Genomic DNA, 22,473 nt, shown 5'->3' with positions numbered 1-22,473 from the left:
TTGGTTGACACGCGCCAATCGGGGGATGCCCGACACAGCGAGGGAAACAAATCGGAGTCCAGGGTGGCCGTCAAAGCGTCCTCTGCCGACTCATCAGAGACGCTACCCTGGCGACACGATTTTCGGTGCCGGGAAGCGATATCGAGTTTCGCGGTGGAATACCGTACTCTCGAGTTCCGAGTTCTCCCAACGAACTCCGTCCGAGACGGACGAGAATCGGGGGAAGGGGGCGCCGTGTTTTAAGGCTGGTAATCGTTGTTGTCCCGTCACCACCGCCCCGATGGCTCGTGGAAGGCTGCTACTGAGGAAAGTTTGGCGGGCGGCTCTCCGATGGCGGAAGGAGTAAAACCGCAAGTTCTCGGGGGTTCGGTCGAAAACATCGGATATTCACGAGTGGACGACGACCTTCCCATCCGTGATTTCAACGTCGACGAGGCTCTTCACCTCGACGGGAACGTCGCAACGATGGTCGGTCCGCCGTCGAATGACGACGATAGCGTCGACGATTTCGGCGCCGATGTCGAGGAGACCGGAACAAATCGCTGCGAGCGTCCCCCCGGTTGAGCAGACATCGTCGAGAACGAGAACGCGGTCACCTGCGCCAACGTTGTTAATATATAGCTCCTGTTCGCTGTACGCCGTTCGTTGTTCGACCGCGACCTCACCTTCGAAGTAGTACGGTCGTTTTCGAATGACTGAGAAGGGGACGTCAGTCTCGAGGGAGAGGGCCGTCGCGTGGTGAATCCCCATCGATTCGGGTGTGACAATCTTGTCGACGGTATCGATCGCCGTGCGTTCTACGATTCCGTGGACGATCTCGCGCAGTAAATCCGCTTCGACGAGCGGAATACCATCGGTCACAGGGTGCACGAAATACTCGTACTCACCGCGAGTGACGACGGGTGCATCTTCGAGAGTTCGCCGGAGTGTTTCCATCGGTACTCAATGGGCGCTTCACCGGATTTGCTCTTGCGGCCATCAACGAATAGGCGGTTCGCGCTCCCACCCGCCGGATGCGATACCACCGGGCGACAACTGCGGTAGAATCACTCTTCGATGGACTGGGTAACGTCGACGGCGTAGTACTGAAGAACGTCTCGGCCGAGCAAAACGGGATGCTTCATATGTCCGCGGTCGGTAACGTTCGCGGTCACCGTGTGCCAGTCCCCTTTGATTCCAAGAACGACGTCCACGATAGGTCGCGCCGTTGTCGTTTTCGAAATGCCGGATTTCACCCGCGTTCGTTGTTTGATCGGTCCGACCCCGAGTCGCGCTGCCAATCCGAGATCGATGCTCGTTCGGGTGGCTCCCGTGTCCGATTTTGCGAGGACGGACTCCGAACCCTGCGCCCCACTCACGGTTATCCGCTCCGTGTATCCGATGAGCGGCGGTTCCCGACGGCGTTCGTACGTCGGTCGAGGAGTACAGCGAGGCGTCGAATCGTCCAACTGCGTGGCGAGGGTTGCTACTTGGTCGCCGTCGACCGCGCCACCGACGTGCTCGATCGCTAGCTGCGCGATGTACGGTGCAGGACTAACGCCAGTCGCTCGGAAGAACCCGCGAAAACCCGCTGTCGGGTTCACTTCGAGCACGTACCATCCGTCGTCCCCGCCAACGATATCCACACCGGCGTAGTCGAGTCCGACGGCAGTTGTTGCGTCTCGCGCCATCTCTCGGACGTGATGCGGGAGTTCTTCCGTCGCGTTCGTAACTTCGCCGCCCTCCGCTACGTTCGTTCGAAACTTGCCCTGCACTGCGGTTCGTTTCATCGACCCAAGAACTTCTCCACCGACGACGTAGACGCGATAATCGAAGTGACGACTACCCGCTGTTCTGACGAATTTTTGGAGGAACGCCTGCCGATTGCCGACTTTGGGTTGGATCGGAGTATCCAGTTCGATAAGCCACGTCCCGCCACCGTGAGTCCCGATCGCAGATTTATAGACCGCCTGGTTCGCAAAGTACGACCGCGCCTCGTTCAGTCGGGAGGGATCGAGACCGAGAAAGGCGTCCGGGATCGGAATCCCCGCGGAGTGCAACGTGGAGGCGGTCGCGAATTTGTGGACTGCTTTTAGAACGGCACAGGGTTCGTTTAGCATTGGTACGATATCTTCGTAGATACAGGCTAACCCGAGCGCCTCAGCCGGTTGATCGGTGTTCGAAACGAGGAGACGGTTGATGATAACGTCCACGTGCGGCTCGAACGTGAACTCGTCGCCGTGGACGCGAACGGACGTGTTTTCCTGGCGGAGCCACTCCGTATCGTACCCGAGCGCGGCAACGGCGTTCAAAATCGCCTTCGTCTCTTTGCTCTTATGGAGGCTCAGTACTCCTACCGTTATTTCGGAACTATCGGTCGTCATGTCGTTCACTACCGTCCCCTACGTTCGACGCTAGCGAGAATGTGACGGCGCGGCGCTCGCAATCCTCCCGGCGATCAAACTTCGGAACTGGTCGAACCGGTCGGTCGCGGCAGCGCGACGAACGACAGTTTCTCGATGGAGAAGGGGTCGTACACCGACTGGTGGCACGGACAGTAGATCTCGTTTTCCGCGTTGAACTTCGCGCTCGTCGGATCCGCTTTGAACAGCGGGACGCAACAGAAGTGCGTACACTTGTCCAAGATAGCGACGAAGCCCTCCTTCGTACTGGCCCGCAGCCACCGGTTGGTTTTTGCCGCCTGCTCGATTCTGGGACTCCGGATGATTTGGACGGGAATCGTTCCGCTCGCCGGGACGTCCTGCGAGCGCCAGATCGCCGAGGCCGGTTTTCCGAGTCCCGACTTTCCGATGCCGTTCCCCCACGTCGTGTAGTCGGCGAAATCGTCGATGTTTACCCTGTCCCCCTCCGATACCTCCTGGGACTGCCACTCGTACTGTGACGATGCGTACCGGAAGTAATTGTCCTGGTCTGCGTCGGGTGCAACGCCGGGATACGTCTGCACCCCGCAGTACTGGAACCACTCCGAGGAGTACGTGATACCGCCTAAGCGCTGCTCGGCGACAGTAGTCGTTCGGCCTCCTTTCTGCTTTTTCTTCACTTCCGGCCACACTCCCAGCAGATCCCCGTTGTCGTCTATCTCGACGGGAATTTGCGGCATTCCTCGCGGAGCAGGCCCCGCGACGCTCTCGACACCGTAGTACTGCGTGAGACCACCGCCGGCGCCGGTCGGTGCGGTCGCGGTCTTCATCATCGCCGCGGTCCCCGTCCCGATACCAACCAGCGCCGCGCTTCCCACGACTCCCTTCACGAAGCGACGACGAGACGAGCTCTCTGGATATTTATCCGCGGCAGACATCGTAGTTCGCGCTACACTTGCATCTCTCACCGCTAATCTGTTGTGACCAGTTCATCAAAATTGCTCGCTGAAAGTATGCGGAGGGTGACGGGAACCGACGGGGACTAGCTCTCGAACGAGGGCGAGGCCCGTTCCGGGAACTCGTAGCCGTCAGCTTGCTCCGCGGCCTCGTATATCCATAGTGCTCCGTGAGACGTCTCCGCTTTGTCGTAGATCTTCGTCTCGTCCATCGTGATGAGTTTGTACCTCGTCCCGCCGTCGTACGGGACGGGAACGACCGACGGATGCGGCGCCTCATCGTTCGTGTTCACTTCCAAATCGAAGCCCGTCCGGTTCGTCGAGACAGTCGGGTAATCGCAACTCACCATCTGGCCCGACATCGTGGGGTCGGCGTACAGAACCTTGTATTCGCCGTTGACCCTCACGATCCGGCCGCCCTCGATCTGATTCGTCGGATCCCGATACGAATCGAGTACCGACCACCCACCGGTTAACGAATCGTCGGTCGTCTCTACGATCGACACCTCGTCGATTCCACCGGAGTTGTACACCGCACGCCATTTCCCGGCTTCCTCGTCATAGATACCGTTGAAGTCGTGGTAACCCCCGTTCCCCGCGGTACGGTTCCGCGGTAAGTTCGAGTCGACCGCCTCCAAGTAATGCGTACCGTGGAGGATGTTCTCTCCCGTGTGCGTCACCCAAATCCGTTGGAAGCCGTCGTCTTGCTTCGGGTCGTTCGGACCGTTTCCGAATCCGCTCCACATAATCGTGAACTCGTCGCTCTTATCGTCGTAGATAACGTGCGACGCGACGTAGTTCGAGATGTAGTCGGTCTTGGCTTCCGCGAAGAGAACGGATTTCATCTCGATTTCGAACGTCTCCAAGTCGATGGTCGCTATCGATTGGAACCCTCGATGCTCGACCGCTCCCGGCGTGAGCGCGCAGTAGAGCTTATCTCCTTCGATGAGCGGTGCTCCGTCTTTGTAGGTGACCGGAATCGGCCCACGCACGCCGATTTGGTACGAGTAGAACAACTCGAAATCGCTGAGCACGACACTTTCACCGTCGTCACACGCCGCGTGGACGTACGGATTGAACCGCTCCCACGTCGGCCTATCGAAGAAATCGTACACCGCGTTGGTCGTCCCGGCTTTCCCGATGGTGGCGTCTCCGTAGTACTTCCAGCCTTTGTCGTCACCCTCCTCTCGGGCCAGACAAGAAACGCGGTCGCCCTGAAAGATGACGTACAAGTCGAACGGGGCCGACGGTAAAGCGTAGTCCGAGTCGAACGCCACCGTGTTCGTACGAGTTGTCCCGGCGTCGTCGGTTAGTTTCTCGAACAACTGGAGTCGGTTAGCGGCCACGTTACTTCCGACCCAGAGATAGTTGTCGTCGTCCTCGACGAGTCCGATGCCAGCGTTCGATGCGGCGCCGGAGGCTCCGCCAGTTCCGCTGTACTCCTCGACGCGGAGCATTCCGCTGAAAAACGGCGCGACGGGATGACAGCGAGGCTCGTACCCCATCGCCTCGAAACTCCCCGACTTGTTCGACACGGTCATCGTCCCCGCCTCGATGGATTGGCCGATATCCTTCCCCGTAAGGAGGTGTTTTCCGATCATGTTGCCGGCACCTTCCGCCGCGCTCCTGAACGGTTGAGCGTCCATCTGCCACCGGTACAACGAGAGCGCCGGCGTTTCGTCGATCCCGAACTCCTCTGGGAGCACGTCGCGCCACGTCCGGTCGATCTCCCACGTCATCTTCTCGAGGGGGATTCCATCCGTGATTCCGGACGACCGTTCCGCAGTCGTTCCCGGCGTTACGGAAGCGGCGGTGAACCCCGCCGAAGCGATGGCCGTAACGGCCGCACCAGCCGCCTTTAGATACGAACGTCGGTCGAGTAACGACTCGTTGTTCTCCTTCTCGCGTGCCATAGCGGACTTCAATGTTTGCCTATAGCTTAAATAGCCTCTGGTTCGGTTCGGCGATGCGCTTCTACGAATACGGGGGAGGAAATCGCGCTCTAACGCGGTGGAGTAACCTCGAGTAGGCGCGCGGCCTACCCCCGTAACGGTTCGTTTTCTCGACGACGCGATCGCGATTTCCGACGGTCTTTCGAGAGGCGGAGATCTTTCGAGAAATTCGAGGAGATTGATCCGCAGGCAATTCGATTTTTCTCGAAGAACCTCGATTGACAAGCACGCGAACGCGGCGCGAAACGTCCGTTCGCGGTGGGATTTCGACGGAGGACGCCGGATCGACCGATTCGGGGACCGGACTTCGCCGTCGAATCCCGTCACTCGGTTCGCTTCTCCCGGAACCGTGCGTTTACTCGTCGAAGGTGAGGACTACGTGATTCTCGATCTGTTACTACAGGTATCGGCAATTCGTTTCAAACCTATGACTGGAAACGCCATATTTCAACCTCGGCTTCCACTTCTCAGTGAGATATACTTATAGACGTAGACAACATTACTACCTATTGGTATGACAGAGAATACCAATCGACGCGATTTTTTGCAGAAGGTGGGGGTAGCGAGCGCCATCGGACTTGCCGGCTACACCGGCAGCGTCTCTGGCCAACAAGGACAACAGATTAGAGTCGGAGTCTTACAACCGGTAACTGGCGACTTAGCATCGGTCGGCCGACCGATCAGGGACGCCGCACTACTGCCGGCGACGCAATTGAACGACGCTAACACCGACTTTCAGATAGTCACGCAGGCTGAGGACACGCAAACCGATCCGCAAGCCGGCATCAGCGGGGCGCAGGCGCTCGTCGACGCCGGTTTTCCGTCCATCACCGGTGCGGCCTCCTCGGAGGTGACGATTCAAGTCGCTCAGAACGTCTTGATTCCGAACCAAGTCGTCGGTTGCTCGCCCGCAAGTACGTCGCCGGAGATTACGGAACTGCAAGACAACGGCTTCATCTGGCGGACGTGTCCGAGCGATACCGTCCAAGGACGGGTGCTAGCGCAGCTCGCGACGAATCGCGTGAACGCCTCGTCGGTGTCGGTCATGTACGTCAACAACTCCTACGGGCAGGCGCTCGCGAACACCTTCGCGCAGTCGTTCAACGGACAAATTCCGGCACGGGTCGCCTTCGAACAGGCGCAGTCGTCCTACGCCGCGCAGTTGCAGGAGGCGATGGCGAACCAACCGGACGCGCTGTTGGTCATCGCCTACCCCGAAAGCGGCGTTCAACTGTTCCGGGATTACTATTCCAGTTACGGCCGCGATACGCAAATTCTCGTGACCGACGGGTTACGCGATACCGCACTCCCCGGAGACGTCGGCCAACCCTTGACGAACGTCATCGGGACGGCACCGTCCGCCGCCGGGCCGGCGAGGCAGTTCTTCACGCAACTGTTCGAGGACGAGACCGGCGGACCACCCGGCGTGTTCACTGCCCAAGCGTACGATGCGACCGCCGTCCAGATCCTCGCGAACATCGCCGGTGGTGCCCAGAACTCCGGACAGCGCGTCCGAGACAACATGCAATCGGTCGCGAATCCACCCGGACAGCAGGTCGGTCCCGACAACCTCCCCGAAGCGCTCACGATGGCCGCGAACGGCGACGAGATCAACTACCAGGGTGCGTCGAGCAGCGTCTCGTTCGACGATAACGGTGACGTCACGTCGGCCGCGTACGAGATCTTCAGCTTCACGGAGGGCGGTGAGATCAGACAACTGGATCTCATCGAATTCCAGACCGACCAAGGACAAGGCGGGGGCGGAGGTGGAGGACAAGGATAAGTCGGCGATACTCTAGCTCCTTCGCCTCGACTCATCCGCCGAGGAACTCACGACGAACCTCGGTATCCGCGAGCAGCGCGTCGCCGGTGTCGGCAAAGCGGTTTTGCCCTTGCGCTAGCACGTAGCCGCGGTCACACCGTCTGAGCGCCTCGTTCGCGTTCTGTTCGACGATCAGCACCGCGGTTCCAGCGTCGTTGATAACGTCGATTCGATCGAACATCTCGTCGACGAGGTCGGGTGCCAGTCCCGCGGAAGGCTCGTCGAGCAACAACAGATCGGGATCGAGCATGAGCGCCCGTCCCATGGCGACCATCTGTTGTTGCCCGCCCGAGAGGGTGCCAGCGCGCTGTGATTGGCGCTGTTCGAGAACCGGGAACCGGTCGAACACCTCACGAAGCGCATCTTCCGGCACCGAATCGAGGATGTACGCGCCCATCTCGAGGTTCTCTCGAACCGTCAGCGCCGAAAAGACGTTCTCGTTCTGGGGGACGTAGCTGATTCCTCGTCGAATGATCGCTTCGGGTGGGAGGGCGCTTATGTCTTCGCCGTTGAACGTGATTTGCCCGCCCATGTACGTCGTGAGTCCGAAGATCGACTTGAGAACGGTGGACTTTCCGGCACCGTTCGGGCCGACGAGCGCGACGTACTCGTCACCCCTCACCCTGAGATCGACGCCGTCGAGTATCCGTAAATCCCCGTAGCCCGCGCCGAGATCTTCGATGATGAGTTGTCCGTCGTGTTCGCTTCGGTCGTGGACGCCCTGATCTTTCTGGTTCGTGGTCATACGTTCGCTCCCAAGTACGCGTCGATCACCTGTTCGTCCTCCAGTATCACCTGGGGTACGTCGTCCGCGATCACCCGCCCCTGATGCATGACGATGACGCGCTCGCAGTTGTTCATGATCAGATCCATGTCGTGTTCGACGAGCAGAAACGTGTAGCCCCGGTCGCTGAGATCGTGTATCCGTTCGAGCAACTTCTCCTCTAAGACGGGGTTCACACCGGCGAACGGTTCGTCGAGCAACAGGACGTCGGGGTCGGTCAGAAGCGCCCGCGCCATCTCCAGCAGTTTTCGCTGGCCGCCGGAGAGGTTGCCCGCGTGCTCTTCGGCGAGGTGGTCGATCTCGAAGAACTCGAGGGTTTCCCAGGTTCGCTCGCGGAGTTCGCGTTCCTGCTCGGCGATCTTTCGACGATATCCGGGTAGTATCGTCCGCCAGAGCCGTTCGCCTTGCTGGTTCTTCGGCGCGAGCATCATGTTCTCGAGAACCGTCATCTCGTCGAGTTCGCGGGCGATCTGGAACGTTCGCACTACGCCGCGCTCGGCGGTCGCGTACGGCGGTAAACCGGTGATATCCTCTCCGTAAAGGCGAACAGAGCCGCTATCGGGCCGGTGGACGCCGGTGATGCAGTCGAACGTCGTCGACTTCCCGGCTCCGTTCGGCCCGATGAGACCGGTCAACGAGTTCTCAGCCACGTCGAAACTCGCTCCGTCGACGGCGGCTACTCCCCCGAAGTGCTTTTTCAAGTCTCGGATGCGAAGCGGTGGCACCGTCGTCGTCGTTTCGGCCTCGTTCTCGCCCTGCGACACACGCACACCGCCGTCGAGGGCCACCGTGGTCGACTCCCTATGCTTTCGGTTGTCGGTTCTGTCAGTCTTCGGTTCGCCTCTCGAGTGTCTCATGTGTTTTCACCGTCGGGTTCTTCGGTGGACTGGGTTGCTCCGTCGTCGGTCGGCGCTCGACCGCCGTCGGCCTGCACCGGTTGCCGTCGGCGGCGGGAGAGGTCGACGCTCGAAGCGACCTCTTTGCGGTGACCGAGCAGTCCCTCCGGTCGGTTCTGAATCATGTAGATGAGCACCACCCCCGCCAGCACGAACCGGAAGGAATCGAGGTTCCCTAACAGGAACGAAAACAGCGGAACGACGTCGAGAGACGCCAACGGCGCCACGGCGTCGATGAACGTGTTCGGAGCGTTGCCGAGCGGGAGGACCTGTCCGAGAATCCGCCGGACGAACGTCGGGCCCTCGAAAAGGAGACCGACGAACAACACGCCGCCGATGACGCTGCCGGTGTTCGACCCCGATCCGCCGATGATGAGGGCGATGAAGATGTAGAACGTGAGCATCGGAAGGAAGCTACTCGGACTGACGTACGACTGACTCCCCTGCCAGAGAATCCCTCCGAGCCCCATGAAGGCGCATCCGAGCATGAACACCTTGATCTTGAAGCGACCGGTGCGCTTTCCGAGCGAGGAAGCGACGAGTTCGTCCTCGCGGATGGCCTTCAACACTCGACCGAACGGCGAGTTACCGACGCGACTCAGTACCGCGTAGAATAGACCGACGAAGACGATGAGCACGATCGTGTACGCCCAGTCGACGACGGTCGTCTGCTCGACGCCTACGAGTCCGAAGAATCCGAATACGGCTTCGCCGAGGGCGGTTGGCGGAGACGCCGGACTGTTGGCGTTGCTGTAGAACAGCGCGCTGATCGGATTCGTCGGTAGCGGCATCCCCTGTGACGCGCCGGTGCCAAGGTCGACTCCGGCGATCGAGAACGTCTGGAGACTCGTCGAGTTGAAGGTGATTCGAATGATCTCCGAGAGTGCGAGCGTGACGATCGCGAGGTAGTCGGCCTTCAATCGGAGCGCGGGTAACGCCGCGAGAGCGCCGACGAGCGCTGCGGCGATCATCCCGCCGACGATTCCCACGGGAAGGGGCAGTCCGAGACCGGGAACCCCTCCGGGACCCGGGTTGACGGGTGCGGTAAGCATCGCCATCGTGTACACGCCGACGGCCATGAAGCCGGCGACGCCGATGTTGAACAGGCCGGCGTACCCCCATTGGAGGTTGAGCGCGAGCGCGAGGAGCGCGTAGACCGCCGCGAAGAAGGTAATTCGTTGGAGGGTGCTCGCCAACCCGTTAACGTCGAGTCCCAGGAGGAGACCGATGAGGGTGAATCCGACGTACAACGCGAAAAGTACGCCGAGAATCAAGCCCGCGTCGCCGCCAGGTAGGCGGCTCGACCCGCGCTCAGTGCTCTCACTCATCGGATATCACCTCGCAGTGTTCGTCCGCTCTTTCGAGCCGTGCGTCGCGATTTCGAACCTCCCGTCCGACCGGGCGAACTCGACGCGCGCGTCCGCTGAACCTCACGTGCGGGAAGAACCGCGGTCATGCCGTCGTCACTCCGCTGAAGAGCCCCGCCGGTTTTATCACGAGGATGACGATCATGACGCTGAAGGCGGCGGCGTACGTGAACTCGGAGGGAAGCCAGATCAACGACATCGTGCTCGCAATACCGATCGTGAGGCCGCCGAGGACCGCACCGTAGACCGAACCGATCCCGCCGAGGATGACCGCCGCGAAAATCAACAGGAGGAGCGTCCATCCGTAATCGAACGAGATGGTGCCGGTTTCGAGGACGACGAGGTAGCCTGCAGCGGCCGTCAGCCCTCCGCCAATCATCCACGTTGCGCGAATCACTCGCTCGGTTTGGATGCCGGTCACGCGCGCGAGATCGGGATTGTCGGCCATCGCTCGCATCGCCTTGCCGAGTTTCGTCCGTTGGAGTAACGCGTGGACGCCTCCCATCATCGATAACACGAGGATCACCAACACGAGTTCGTGTGCGCTGATGATGAGGTCGATCACCGGCACGGTGTACGTCGGCAGCGTCCCGCCCGTGACCCCGGTGCGGCTCGTCCCGAAGACGATCGCGAGAACGTATCGAAGCGCGAGCGCCACGCCGATGCTCGCGATGAGTAGGGCGATGGCGTTCTGACCGCGCATGGGTCGATAGACGATACGATCGATCGCCAGCGAGAGACCGACACCGAACAGAATCGCGACGCCGAATCCGGCGAGGACTGCCAACGGTGTGGCGACAGCACTTGCCCCCACGCTTCCCGCGTCCGCACCGCCGCTGACACCGACCAGGAATAAATCGCCAGCGGGTATTCTACCGAACCCGGCGATCAGATACGTCGTTACCCAACCGGCGAACGCACCGGCGGTGAGGTAATCACCGTGCGCGAAGTTCGCGAAGTTCAGGATGCTGTACGTCATCGAAAGCCCGATTCCGGCGAGCCCGATGATGAGCCCGATGATGATTCCGTCTTTCAGAAAGAGGGCGAGTGTGAGCCCGGTTACCGCCCCGGAAACCAGCTTCGAGACGAGATCGATGACGAGCAGTATGCCGAAAAGTATGAGACCGATTTGAAACGGTCGCTCTACGAAGAGCTGTTTGCCCTGGATGTACGCTTCCCCCATTCTCATTGGTACTCCCTCACAATGGTGAGAGAGGTGTAAAAGTAAATATCTTCGCACTAATCCGGGTCCGTTCTCTATGCAATCTACTCCGCTTCGTGTCGGATAATTTTGGTTGGGATTCTCCCGACGGCGAGTACGCGTTACCGAGTATCGTTTCTCTTCCCAGCTGTCTTCCGCGGGTACTTCCTCTCTATTCGAACCGAGAGGATATTACCGAACGGCGAATTTCCGTTACAGGACTAACTTTGTAAAGCAAATGGGTTTCCTTCTTGATCCTATCCGACCGTCAAGGAGCGTCCGTCTGCCGTTTCGGCCTGTTTTCGATAAGCGGTCCGTTCGTGCTCGAACCTCTCGATATTCGAACTGTGCGTCATCGACCGCCGGAAGAACCGCATACCGAGCGTTTCCCGTCAGCGGCGAAGCGCCGCGGCATCCCCCCGCGATCGTCCGACAAACTCCAAACGTGCTTCCGGAACCGCTCAGTCGCTAGCGATAATCACGACGTCATCCCGTTTCCGGTGTCGCTCTAACCGGTAGCAGTACGCAAAGTGGCGAACAAGCTACCCTCTCATTGATATATACCGCAGGTCTACTTAGTAGGGGGAAGAAAAATGAAATCGCGACACTCCACCAGCGACAAGCCTCCGCGATCCGGTGTTACACGGCGGGGATTCGTGCAATCGGTCGGTGCACTAGGCGGACTCGGTGTTGCAGGGGGGGCTGCATCAACTCGCGCCGCTCGGGACGGTACGACGGTACAATGGGCCTCGAACACCGATTTCTGGGAGCTATCGGAGGTGTTCCAGAAAGCGCTGTGGGAGTCCGGACTGGATAGAAGTATCTCTCTCGAAATCCTCCCCGGTCCCGCTGAGACCACGGAAGTCGAGCAACAGTACACGCGATGGCTCTCGGCCAATCTGGAAGCGCCCGACCTCCTTATGACGGACAGCGGTTGGACGCTCGATCTCATCGTTCGGCAACAGCTGTTGAATTTGAGCGAACACCTTCCCGGAAAGCTGCTGAAACACATCGAAGGGAACTACTTCGAGACCAGTCTCTCGACGGCGAAGGGGCCAAACGGTGACCTCTACGCCGTACCGCTCTACCCGGACTTTCCGACGATGCTGTATCGGAAAGACCTGGTCGAAAAAGCGGGATACGATCCGGAAGGGGAGAAGTGGGCGACGAACTCCATCAGGTGGAAGCAGTTCTCACACGTCACGCGGGACGTACTCGACCGAAACCGGAACGTTCCGTACGGATTTACCTTCCAGGCGAGCCAATACGAAGGGCTCTCCTGTTGTGACTTCAACGAGTTTATGACGGGATGGGGTGGCGCGTATTTCGGCGGACGGAAATATCTCTTCGGACCCGTCGGAAAGCGGCCGATCACGGTCAACGAACAGCCCACGATCGACTCGCTCCGAATGATTAGGACGTTCATGAACGGGCAGCGCGACGAATCCGCCCTCGAGGGGTATGCCGGGGGGATCGTTCCCAGAGCGGTCCTTTCTTGGATCGAGGATACGTCGTTGGGGCCGTTTCTCAGCGGCGACGCCGTGATGCACCGCAACTGGCCGTACGCCATCCTCAGTGCCGGCGATCCGAGTGCGTTCGGTACCGACTTAGGCGTGATGCCGATTCCCTACGCAGTAACGCAACAACAGGCGAAGTATCCCGGGGCGGGCGGACCAACCGCCGCACTCGGCGGGTGGCACGTCGCAGTAAATCCCAACTCGAAGAAGTTGAGCGAAACGTTACAAGTTATCGAAGCGATGACGCAGGAACACTTCCAGTTGGCACTCCTCCGGAACATCGGATTGCTGCCGCCGAATCGGGTGCTCTTTCGATCCAAGGAGGCGAAGCAAGTTCCGGTGATGGGACGCTACCTGGACTCGCTGCGCATTGCGGGCGAGAACGCGATTCCGCGCCCCGTTACGGTGGCTTGGATACAGGAATCCGGGAAAATCGCCGAGAACGTCCACGCGGTGTACTCCGGACTCACCTCACCGGAGCGGGGGATGGCCGAGCTGGAATCGCAGCTACGGTTCATCGAAAACTATAACGAGTTATGACTTTTGTTCGCGCCGTAAACCGGTGATCACTTCGCCTTTCGCCACTCGGCTATTAGTCGTCCCGCCAAGGACCGTCGTGGAAATGCTCGAATCTACTAGAGACAAGTTCCAAAATAAATTTCTCGAACTTCGGAGATGACGATACGTGTTCGTGCCGAGTTCGCAACCTCTAACCACCCGTCTAAAACCGTTGAACGATTGGAGCGCTTCGTTCCTTGGCGTTACGGCAGGCGCTCTCGGGAAATCCCCACAGCGGTCGGAACGCCCCGGGTCGGTCTCCGCGATCGAGTTTCGACGGGCCGCCCGTTCAGAACTCCTCGAAGACTACGTTACCGACGGATTCGTCCTCGAATCGTTCGAACCGGTTGTACACACGCTTTCGGGAGCCTGTACCGTCCGACTACGTCCTATCGGGAGATATCTCGCTTATAGGCAATCGCCACCGTGAACCGTTTTTGTCGATTCGGGGCAGCCGGTGATTCGACGAGGAAACGAGTAACCATTTTTGGGCCGAGTGGGTTTCGCCGATAAACCGATCACGTCCCTGAATTGTTTCCAATCCCGACCGGCGTCGCCCGACTTTCACCCGTCGCCCGGTCGCCGGCAGCCGACGTTCGAGCGAGCTCCGTCGGTCTCGGTTTTCGGAGTCGGCTCTACGTGCTCGGATGGTCCTCGTAGACGGCCTCGGCGAGCGCGTCCTTGTGACCTTCGTTCGGCCCTCCGGCGATCGTCAGGAGACGAGCGTCGCGAAGGTACCGCTCGACGTGCTTTTCGGTCGTGTAGCCGATGCCGCCGTGGAGCTGGACCGCCTCGTTCGCGTTGTCGACGGCGGCCTGTGTCGCGTACACCTTCGCCATGCTGAACTCTCGGGCGGTATCGCGGCCTCGATCTGCCATCTCGGCCGCCCGGAGCGTGAGCAGTCGAGCCGTATCGACCCGTTCGGCCATCTTTCCCACGTTCCACTTCACGCCCTGAAAATCGGAGATGGTACGGCCGTACTGTTCGCGTTGGCGCGTGTACTCGACGGTATCGTCGAGCGCGGCACGGGCGATGCCCACGCCGCGAGCGGGGACGTTCACGCCGGTTTTGATCCCGCTCCGTTGAACGTACGCTTCGCCTTCGTCGCCGACCATCCGACGGTCCGGAACGCGGACGGCGGAGAGCGTCGCCTTCGTCGCTTTCGCCGAATTCGCACCGAGTGTGTCCCAGACCGCCTCCACCTCGAACTCGTCGGTCGGAACGAGAAACGCGCTGATGTTGTGCGGCGCCTCGTCGTCGGGGCCGGTCTTCGCGTACGTGAGAACGTAATCGGCGTGCTGGAAGTTGGTGATCCACCGCTTGTGTCCGTTCACCACCCATTCGTCCCCGTCACGTCTCGCGCTCGTTTCCATCTGCAGTTTGTTGCTCCCGGCGTTCTCCTCGCTCAGTCCGAGAGCGCCGACCGTCTCGTACGACGCCATCTCCGGCAGGAATCGGTCCCGCTGTTCGTCCGTCCCGAAGCGTTCGATGACCGTTGCGACGCCCAGGTGAAGGGCGAGGGCGCTCGCCACCGACATGAGCGCAGCGGATAGCTCCTCGACGAGGAGCGCGAGTTCGACCGGTCCCTCCCCCATCCCGCCGTACGTCTCGGGAAGCGTGACGCCCGCGTACCCCCGGTCGCCGAGTTCGTCCAGTATCGCGCTCGGGTGCTCCCCGTTTCGGTCGAGGTCGATCGCTCGCGGCCTGATCTGCGTCCGGGCGTATTCGCGGGCCTCGTCGCGAAGCATCCGCTGGGACTCCGTGAGTTCGAATTTCATGGTCGTTCTTCGGCTTTTCCACCCGCGTAGCCATCAAGATTTTCACGGACTCCCGATACGGCGTTCGACGCCGGCGCGAATGCCGAAAGACGATACGCCACACGTTCGGACCCGCGATTCGGCGACGGAACCGCGCGACCCCATCGAAGAGCGGATCGCCGACGGGCGGCTAGGGGCGGAACCAGCAGTAACCGTGCGCGGGCAGCGAGACGTGCAGGTCGTCGCCGTCAGGCCCGAACCGAGCGTCGCCGAAGACCGGCGTCGGGTCGGCGTTCAGCGCCAACGTGACCGTCGCCGCCTCGTCGCCGAGATTGTGAACCGCCACGACGGTGTCGCCGTCGAGCGTGCTCGCGTGGGCGAACACCCCCGGATGATCCGCGTCGAGGATAGTGCAGTCCCCGCGCGCGAGTTCGGGGAACTCGTCGCGGGTGCGGATCAGACGGCTCGTCCAGTTGAGCAGGGAGTCGGGGTCGGTTCGCTGGTCGGCGACGTTCACCGCTTCGGGACCGAACGCCTCGTCCGACACCAGCGGGCGGACGAGGTCGTCGGGATCGGCGGTCGAAAAGTCCGCGTTCTTCTCGTCGGACCACTGCATCGGCGTTCGGACGGCGAAGCGGCCGGACTGTCCTAGATCCTCTCCCATGCCGATCTCGTCGCCGTAGACGACGATGGGGGTTCCCGGAAGCGAGAACAGGAGGCTGTAGGCGAGTTCGAACCGGTCGCGGTCGCCGGCGAGTATCGGCGCGAGTCGCCGACGGATGCCCCGGTCGTAGATGCGCATGTCCTCGTCGGGTGCGAACGCCTCGTACACGTCCGCCTGTTCGGCCTCCGTGAGCGAGCCGATGTTGAGTTCGTCCAGGTTCCGCAGGAAGTTCGCCCAACCGGCGTCGGCGGGGGGGTCGGGCAATTTTTCGAGCACCGAGGCCAGCGGTGCGGATTCGCCCCGGGCCAGCGCGAGCACCAGGCGCGCGTTGAGTTGGAAGTTCAACAGGAGGTGCATCTCGTCGCCGTCGCCGAAGTACTCCCCCAGTTCGGCGGGCGGTCTGTCGGCCTCCGCGAGGAGGACGGCGTCGCTACGCCGCCGGGAGACGAACGCGCGCATCTCCCTCAGGAAACCGTGGGGGTCGTCCAGTTCCCCCTCCGCCAGCCCCTTCGTCTGCGTGAGCAACCCCGCGGCGTCGATGCGGAAGCCGGCGACGCCGAGCTCCAGCCAGAACCCGAGTATCCTCTTGACCTCCTCGCGCACCGCGGGGTTGGCGACGTTCAGGTCCGGCTGGAAATTGTAGAACCGGTGGTAGTAGTACGCGTCCGCTCGCTCGTCGTACGACCAAACGTGATCCTCCTCCCCGGGGAAGATCGGTCCGCGGTCGGGACGGAGGTCGGGCTTCTCGTCCGCCCAGAGGTAGAAATCCCGGTGCTTCGAGTCGGGGTTCTCGCGCGCCTTTCGAAACCACGGGTGCTGGTCGGACGTGTGGTTCACCACGAGGTCGACGACGACACGGATGCCCCGCGACTCGGCCTCGCGCACGAACTCCACGAAGTCGCCGAGCGTGCCCAGCCGAGGATCCACACCGTAGTAGTCCATCACGTCGTACCCGTTGTCGCGACCCGGACTCGGATAGAACGGCAACAGCCAGACGCAGTCCACTCCCAACCTGGAGAGGTAGTCCAAGCTCTCGGTGAGCCCCCGAAAGTCACCGACGCCGTCGCCGTTCGCGTCACGAAACGCCTTCACGTCCACGGAGTAGATGGTGGCATCGCGGTACCACGAATGCTTTTTCTCTCGCACAGCCGCAACCAAGAAGAGCGGATAGGAAAATCATGTGGCTCTCGAGTTACGTCTAGCGATCCCTCTTCGTCCTAAAGAACGGAGTATTCCGTTTCAACGACGCGCATCGTCGGAATCGGATCGGTTCCTCTCGAGCGAAATCTCGGCGGGCGGTGATTCGGGGAGGCTAAACTCCAATCACGGTCGCGAGCCAAGGCGACCGCACCGGATCCGCGCGCTGTCCGATTTCCGCTTCGGTGGAACGCGAACGCTTCAGCACTCGCGGCGAGAAATTAGTTCGGCAGTTCTTTCCGACCCGTTCGAACGCACTCCCAACACGGAAATCCGCCCAAGTCGTCGCAGTCGCAGTTCTCCGGCGGTTCGTCGTCGGTTCGATTCGCGCGCTGCGCCGTATCGTCGGGTTCGGTCGACACGATAAATCACCCACCCGCCGTCCGGCGTCGCGTGCCGGTGGACGGACGATCGGTCCCGCGGCCGACCGCGCCGACAGCGGTGGAGCCGATTCCGGCTCCCGCGAAATGCGCGACCTTCCGCGAAGGGTCGTCGCTCGTGACCGCGTCGTTCGGCGCTTCGACGGTGACCGGTGGCGATGAACGAATCATGTATTCTAGTCCACCGCAAGCACCATAGTCCCGCGCCATCACCGTAGTGAAAGTGGTTTTTCCATCCCCCGAGACCCCGATTTTCGAGCGGGTGAGCGGCCGTCCGTACACTTTCATCGGCGATGAGACGGTCGGTGATCGGGGAGCGACGAGAACCGCTCCCGGAGCGAAACACCGGGCGCGCGACGCTGCTCCATCGCGTCCCGGGAACTCGGTGGCACGGTTGGAGGGTCGACCGCGGTAATTCTCGAAGACGACATCCTGATCTTCGGCACCGAGACCGAGCGTCTCGTCGGGTAAAAACGTGAAAACGAAGCGTTCCCCTTTGTCCGTATCTCGACTCCGTTCTACCTCGTAGGCCGACGAAAACGCTCACGGCATATCGATCGGTTCGGCCAAAATACCGAGAGAGTACGACAGTTCGCAACGGAAATCGGGGTTTCGCCGACCCGTTGGACTACGAATGCGTACTGCTAGTGGCGAAGGTAGCCATGTGCGGGTAGTCCGCGATCAGTCCATCTACGCCCAGTTCGAGTGGTTTTCGCGCTTCTCTCCAACTATCGATCGTCCAAACGTTCACTTCCCGGCCCTCTTCGTGGGCGGTCTCTACGAGATCCCGGTCGAGAACTCCGATGGACGGATTGACCGCTTTAGCGTCCAGTTCGCGAGCGATCTCCAGATTTTCGTCCTTGTTGCTTCCGAAAATCGGGGCCACGCCGACGTCGGGATCCACGTTCCGAACGGCTCTGAGCGCGTCCGGGTCGAACGAGGACGCGTAGTACTCTCCGGGGTACCGTGACGCGATCCGCAGCGTCCGTTCGGCGAACTCCTCCCAGGAAAGGGGGCCCGAATCTTTGAACTCGATATTAATCAGGACGCTCGGTCTAGTTGCGGCAAGGGTTTCGGCGAGCGTTGGAATCGTCTCCCCGGAGTCGAGAACCTCCGCTTGCAAGACTGTTTCAGCCGGGGTTTCCGCGACGAGACCCTCTTCGTCCGTGAGATCGTCGAGCCGCGCATCGTGAAAAACGACGATTTCGCCGTCGCTTGTCGCTTCGACGTCGATTTCGATTCGTTCCGCTCCTAAGCGCGACGAACCTTCTACAGCGGCGATCGTATTCTGCGGAAACACGTCTCTGAACCCGCGGTGTGCCGTTATATAAGGGTCCTCACGGGCTCCTCGGGTACCGTTCCGCGTTTCGCGTGCCGTTCCGGTACCACTCAGTGCGGAAACGCCGAGTGTCATGCCGGCGGCTCCGAGGACATTTCGTCGGGACACTCGATTCACGACGCGTTTACTATATCTCGACATCCGTTAAGTTAACGCATCGAAGGAATATAAATATTTGCGGCGGTAGGATACGTTTACGAATAGGAACGTGGATGCCCGCCCTCGCGGTTCACGCTTAACGGTAGTTAGAACCGCGATTTTCACCCGGAGCGCACGCTGAAACAGCCGAAACGGAAAGTTAGTCCGTCGAAACCGCCGTCGTTTCGGCCACCGAGTCATCGATGACGGTCGAAGTCCTCGGGCGATAGATAGCGGAATTCTCACCCGGCTAAGAGAGACGGCCTCGCTGCGAGGAGATCGGCGGCTTCGGAGACCGCTCGATCGCGGTGCCGATCGACCGTGGATTACCGTTTCGGAGCTCCGCGATAACCCGGGCGATTAGGCGGACGAGTCGAAAGACGCGTTCGCCGTGCGGGAGGGGAACCCACTGCTGTCGGTTCGAAGAAGACTTCGCTCGGGGATGTAGTCGGCTTCCGCCCTCGGAAACGCGAATGCCCGACGGTACATCCCGAATTCGTCCACCATCGTCCGATGCGCTCCCGTCACCGCCTGCGCCGAAACCGTGATGACCGCATCTCTCGGGCTGGTAGAGAGCCCCGACCGCGGTTCGTCCACTCGCCGGAGCGTTACGGCTGCGAGTAGTCCATTTTTCCTTCCCCCTCGCTCATGTGGATCCAATAGAGGCGAGTGTACGGAATGTGTAGGTACCCTTCTTCTTTGAGGTTGACCCTGATTCCTTCGACCTTTCCAGAATCGGAGATGTTGTCCGCATCCACGGTTCGTTCGTGGACTCCGTCCGGCCCGTCGTAGACGACGTTTGCCATACTGTTTGCTCGCGTTCCAGTTCAATAAACGTGGTTCTCGCACGACGCCGCCATCCTCCCATACCATCTCCGAAAGGGCGAGGTCGTGCGCCGGTTTAAGCGCGACCGGGCGACTGCTGCGGCGGGACGGCGAGTAGTGCGTCAGTCGTCCTCCCGTGCCGCGTCCAGTAGCATGATGCTGCACCCGAGCAGCGCGCAGTTCTTCAGGAAGTTTATCTTGTTCCCCTGCCGCTCCTCGCCCTCCATCGTCCAGAAATTGTGGATGACGGGCGTCGTCCCGAGGAAGAACGCGATGAGAGCGGCGGCGGAGGCTCGCGGGTACTTCCAGAGGACGATTCCCACGTTGGCCGCGAAGAGCACCCCCGTGACGAACGGGACGAGGAGTTCCGGAACGGGGACGCCGCTTTCCTTTGCGATTTCGACCCGTTTCTCGTTGTTCTTGAAGCCGTCAATCGCCATGTACGCCAGAATCCCGCCGTACAGGAGTCGTCCCAGCGCGGACGGTGGTTCGTTCGATGTCATTGAGTCGGTGGTGGTTGATTCGTTGGATGGTGGTTCGTGATCTGTCCTACTCGCTCCGTTCGCTCCCCTCTCGATCAGAGCGCTTTGATGCGGCTCACGTTCGACGAGAGGTGCCCGACGGTGCGATAGGTACCGTCGTCGTCCCGGCGCATGATGCGCCCCTCGACGTCGTCGCGCGCGTCGGGCACGTCGAAGAGTCCCGAACCGCAGATGACGGCCCCCTCGTAGACGTCCCACGTTTCGATGACTTCGTGGGGTTCGCCCGGGTAGGACACGCGCTCGAAATCGCGACCGAAGTTCGTCGACTCGAAGAGGGCCGACTCGTGTTCGTCGTTGACCCACGCCGGCGGGGCCTCCTCACCGCCGCAGAAGAACACGGTGCCGTCGTGGACGAACACGCGTCGGATGTACGAGAAATCGTTTCCGCCGTCGAGGCGCGTCCACGAGTCGCCGGCGTCGACCGTTCGGTACAACCCCCCTTCGCCGACCGCGTGACCCAGCCCTAGATTCTCCAGATTGTGGTCGAGGTAGCCGGTCGTCGCGAGCCACACGTCCTCCGAGATGGGGAGAACCTGATGGACGTCGTCGACGATGGTGTCCCGACGGTCGGTCCACGTCCGACCGCCGTCGTCGCTGAGGTGGATGCCGCCGGCCTCGACGCCCGCGATCAGACGCTCCGGGCGTCCCGGAACGGACTCGAGCGCCCGTAAACGGGCGTAGTGCGGGTCGATGGGGGACTCCCAGTGGCCTCTGGAGGGGAGGTCGCGAAATCCCTTCAGTTCGGACCACGTCTCCCCGTCGTCGACCGACCGGTAGATGTAGGGGTCGTTCGTCCCGGCGTACAGCGCTCCGTCCGACGTCCCGAGGATCGACCAGACCTCGCTCTGCCCGGCGTGCCAGAACCGGTCGCCGAGCGGCACGCCCAAGTCCGTCCACGTCTCCCCTCCGTCCGCGGAACGGAACGCCCCTTCGGAGGACGCCACGAAGACGCCTCGGTGGTGGTCGAACGTCTTTACGGCGGTTACGACGCCGCAGTCCAAGACCTGCTCGGCGTCCTCCTTTTCGAACGGAATCTCGGCGACGCGATACAGTCCGGTATCCGTTCCGATGAGCAGCGTCATATGGGATGTGAAAGCGTGGCACATAATAAAGATTTACCAAGCCGTAAAACGCTAAGTGGCGGCCTTCCCAAAGGCGAACGAGAGGCGTTCGCGGCCAAACGAGTGCACCCACCGGACATCATGAAATCGACACCACCTACGAAGCGACCGACCGACGCAGCGCACCTGGACGACGAATCGCGCTCGCTCCCGACCGAGCTGCTCAACCTTCCGTGGATCGACGGGCACAACCACGCCCACACGCTCTCGTGGGAGGACCGCGAGCGATACGCCCTCTCGGGCTGTGAGGGCATGGTCATGGTCGCATCGGGGTATCACTGGACGCCGTACAAGCCGGCGAGGGCCGAGGACGTTCGATACCTCTGGGACGACGCGATCAACCGGCGAGCGGCCATCGAACGCAACCACTTCTTCGAAGCGCGACTCGGGCTCGGCATCCACACCGGCGTCCGCATCCAGAACCCCGACGAACTGCTGAACGCGATGGCCGACTACTGCGAACTGGACGAGGTCGTCGCGGTCGGCGAAACCGGGGTGACGCCGTCACAGCACGTCGAGGCGTGGGACGTGGACGAACAGCGCGCCATCGTGCAGGGCCAGATGGAACTCGCGGCCGCGCGTGACCTTCCGGTCATCCTCCACACCCCGAACACGTCGGCTGACGGCGGTCGCAGCTACCGGCCCGAGCTGGGGACGCCGGGATACGAGAAGAACACGACGCTCGGCCAGCCGCCGGTCCTCGCGGGGGAGAACCCGGCCCTGGAGTCCGTGAAACTCGATTTCGAGGCGGCGCGCGACGCAGGGCTGGACGAGACGAGGGTGGTCGCCTCCCACGCCGACGAAAACAACACGGAGTACTTGATGGAGGAGACGGACTGCTATCTCAGCTACACCATCGGCCACTCGTGGTTGATCGGCATCGACGCCGAGGACGTCGCAAACGCGATCGACGAGTACGGGCCGGAGCGGATCATGATCGATACCGACTGCGCGAACGTCCTCCGCACCGACCCGTACGCCATCAAGCGGGCGATCTTCGAACTGTACCGCTACGGTATCGACCCCGAGTCGATTCGGCGGGTCGTCCTCGAGAACCCGCGGGACGTGTACGGGTTCGCCGAGTGAAGGATCTCCGC

The 22,473-nt window shown here is 61.2% G+C and carries 20 protein-coding genes; 3 read left to right on the top strand and 17 right to left on the bottom strand.

Translation table 11 applies throughout. The features are described from left to right. Positions 1-387: 387 nt before the first annotated feature. From hpt to LIX00_RS19825, 4 genes are all read right to left on the bottom strand, one after another. Complete coding sequence (gene hpt / locus LIX00_RS19840) at positions 388-936, bottom strand: hypoxanthine/guanine phosphoribosyltransferase (RefSeq protein WP_227356286.1); 549 nt, start codon at positions 934-936, stop codon at positions 388-390. Positions 937-1,046: 110 nt separating this feature from the next. Next, complete coding sequence (locus LIX00_RS19835; RefSeq protein WP_227356285.1) at positions 1,047-2,363, bottom strand: ATP-grasp domain-containing protein; 1,317 nt, start codon at positions 2,361-2,363, stop codon at positions 1,047-1,049. A 74-nt stretch (positions 2,364-2,437) separates the two neighbouring features. Further along, the gene (locus LIX00_RS19830; protein WP_227356284.1) at positions 2,438-3,298 is read right to left on the bottom strand and encodes a QcrA and Rieske domain-containing protein; all 861 of its coding nucleotides are present in this window, start codon (positions 3,296-3,298) and stop codon (positions 2,438-2,440) included. Between the two features lie 104 nt (positions 3,299-3,402). Next, positions 3,403-5,229, bottom strand: a complete 1,827-nt coding sequence (locus LIX00_RS19825; RefSeq protein WP_227356283.1) for a hypothetical protein — start codon at positions 5,227-5,229, stop codon at positions 3,403-3,405. Positions 5,230-5,782: 553 nt separating this feature from the next. On the opposite strand from LIX00_RS19825, the gene LIX00_RS19820 reads away from it, so the two are divergent. Continuing rightward, the gene (locus LIX00_RS19820) at positions 5,783-7,051 is read left to right on the top strand and encodes an ABC transporter substrate-binding protein (protein ID WP_227356282.1); all 1,269 of its coding nucleotides are present in this window, start codon (positions 5,783-5,785) and stop codon (positions 7,049-7,051) included. 31 nt (positions 7,052-7,082) lie between these two features. Here the strand turns inward: LIX00_RS19820 and LIX00_RS19815 are convergent, their stop codons facing one another. The 4 genes from LIX00_RS19815 to LIX00_RS19800 form a co-directional block, all read right to left on the bottom strand. Then, positions 7,083-7,835, bottom strand: coding sequence for an ABC transporter ATP-binding protein (locus LIX00_RS19815; RefSeq protein WP_227356281.1), 753 nt, complete (start codon positions 7,833-7,835; stop codon positions 7,083-7,085). After that, positions 7,832-8,731 carry an ABC transporter ATP-binding protein gene (locus tag LIX00_RS19810; RefSeq protein ID WP_227356280.1) on the bottom strand — a complete coding sequence of 300 codons (900 nt, stop codon included), beginning with the start codon at positions 8,729-8,731 and terminating at the stop codon, positions 7,832-7,834. Before LIX00_RS19810 ends, LIX00_RS19815 begins: the two co-directional genes overlap by 4 nt. Beyond that, positions 8,728-10,098, bottom strand: a complete 1,371-nt coding sequence (locus LIX00_RS19805) for a branched-chain amino acid ABC transporter permease (RefSeq protein ID WP_227356279.1) — start codon at positions 10,096-10,098, stop codon at positions 8,728-8,730. Before LIX00_RS19805 ends, LIX00_RS19810 begins: the two co-directional genes overlap by 4 nt. 124 nt (positions 10,099-10,222) lie before the next feature. Beyond that, positions 10,223-11,326: a branched-chain amino acid ABC transporter permease gene (locus tag LIX00_RS19800; RefSeq protein WP_227356278.1), complete on the bottom strand. Its 1,104-nt coding sequence runs from the start codon at positions 11,324-11,326 to the stop codon at positions 10,223-10,225. A gap of 605 nt (positions 11,327-11,931) precedes the next feature. Here LIX00_RS19800 and LIX00_RS19795 point away from each other — a divergent pair. Then, the gene (locus LIX00_RS19795) at positions 11,932-13,395 is read left to right on the top strand and encodes an extracellular solute-binding protein (RefSeq protein WP_438267100.1); all 1,464 of its coding nucleotides are present in this window, start codon (positions 11,932-11,934) and stop codon (positions 13,393-13,395) included. Between the two features lie 653 nt (positions 13,396-14,048). Here the strand turns inward: LIX00_RS19795 and LIX00_RS19790 are convergent. From LIX00_RS19790 to LIX00_RS19750, 9 genes are all read right to left on the bottom strand, one after another. Then, a complete protein-coding gene (locus tag LIX00_RS19790) occupies positions 14,049-15,191 on the bottom strand; it encodes an acyl-CoA dehydrogenase family protein (protein ID WP_227356276.1) in 1,143 nt (380 codons plus the stop codon). Between the two features lie 169 nt (positions 15,192-15,360). Then, positions 15,361-16,980, bottom strand: a complete 1,620-nt coding sequence (locus LIX00_RS19785; protein WP_227356275.1) for an alpha-amylase family protein — start codon at positions 16,978-16,980, stop codon at positions 15,361-15,363. Between the two features lie 272 nt (positions 16,981-17,252). Beyond that, positions 17,253-17,393: a hypothetical protein gene (locus LIX00_RS19780; protein ID WP_227356274.1), complete on the bottom strand. Its 141-nt coding sequence runs from the start codon at positions 17,391-17,393 to the stop codon at positions 17,253-17,255. A 6-nt stretch (positions 17,394-17,399) separates the two neighbouring features. Further along, positions 17,400-17,582 (bottom strand): hypothetical protein, encoded by a 183-nt coding sequence (locus LIX00_RS19775; protein ID WP_227356273.1) that lies wholly within the window; start codon positions 17,580-17,582, stop codon positions 17,400-17,402. Positions 17,583-18,039: 457 nt separating this feature from the next. Then, entirely contained in the window at positions 18,040-18,891 is an 852-nt protein-coding gene (locus LIX00_RS19770; RefSeq protein WP_227356272.1) for a glycerophosphodiester phosphodiesterase, read from the bottom strand. Between the two features lie 357 nt (positions 18,892-19,248). Then, on the bottom strand, positions 19,249-19,485 hold the full coding sequence (locus LIX00_RS19765; RefSeq protein WP_227356271.1) for a hypothetical protein: 237 nt from the start codon (positions 19,483-19,485) through the stop codon (positions 19,249-19,251). An 11-nt stretch (positions 19,486-19,496) separates the two neighbouring features. Next, positions 19,497-19,694, bottom strand: a complete 198-nt coding sequence (locus tag LIX00_RS19760) for a hypothetical protein (protein WP_227356270.1) — start codon at positions 19,692-19,694, stop codon at positions 19,497-19,499. Between the two features lie 141 nt (positions 19,695-19,835). Beyond that, positions 19,836-20,216, bottom strand: coding sequence for a DoxX family protein (locus LIX00_RS19755; protein WP_227356269.1), 381 nt, complete (start codon positions 20,214-20,216; stop codon positions 19,836-19,838). A gap of 74 nt (positions 20,217-20,290) precedes the next feature. Next, entirely contained in the window at positions 20,291-21,337 is a 1,047-nt protein-coding gene (locus tag LIX00_RS19750; RefSeq protein WP_227356268.1) for a WD40/YVTN/BNR-like repeat-containing protein, read from the bottom strand. A gap of 120 nt (positions 21,338-21,457) precedes the next feature. Between LIX00_RS19750 and LIX00_RS19745 the strand changes: the two genes are divergently transcribed. Further along, complete coding sequence (locus LIX00_RS19745; RefSeq protein ID WP_227356267.1) at positions 21,458-22,462, top strand: TatD family hydrolase; 1,005 nt, start codon at positions 21,458-21,460, stop codon at positions 22,460-22,462. Positions 22,463-22,473 lie beyond the last annotated feature (11 nt).

The sequence above is a fragment of the Haladaptatus salinisoli genome (genome assembly GCF_020614375.1).
Lineage (GTDB): Archaea > Halobacteriota > Halobacteria > Halobacteriales > Haladaptataceae > Haladaptatus > Haladaptatus salinisoli.
Note: the sequence above shows the minus strand (reverse complement) of the source record. Positions and strands in the feature narration are given on the sequence as shown.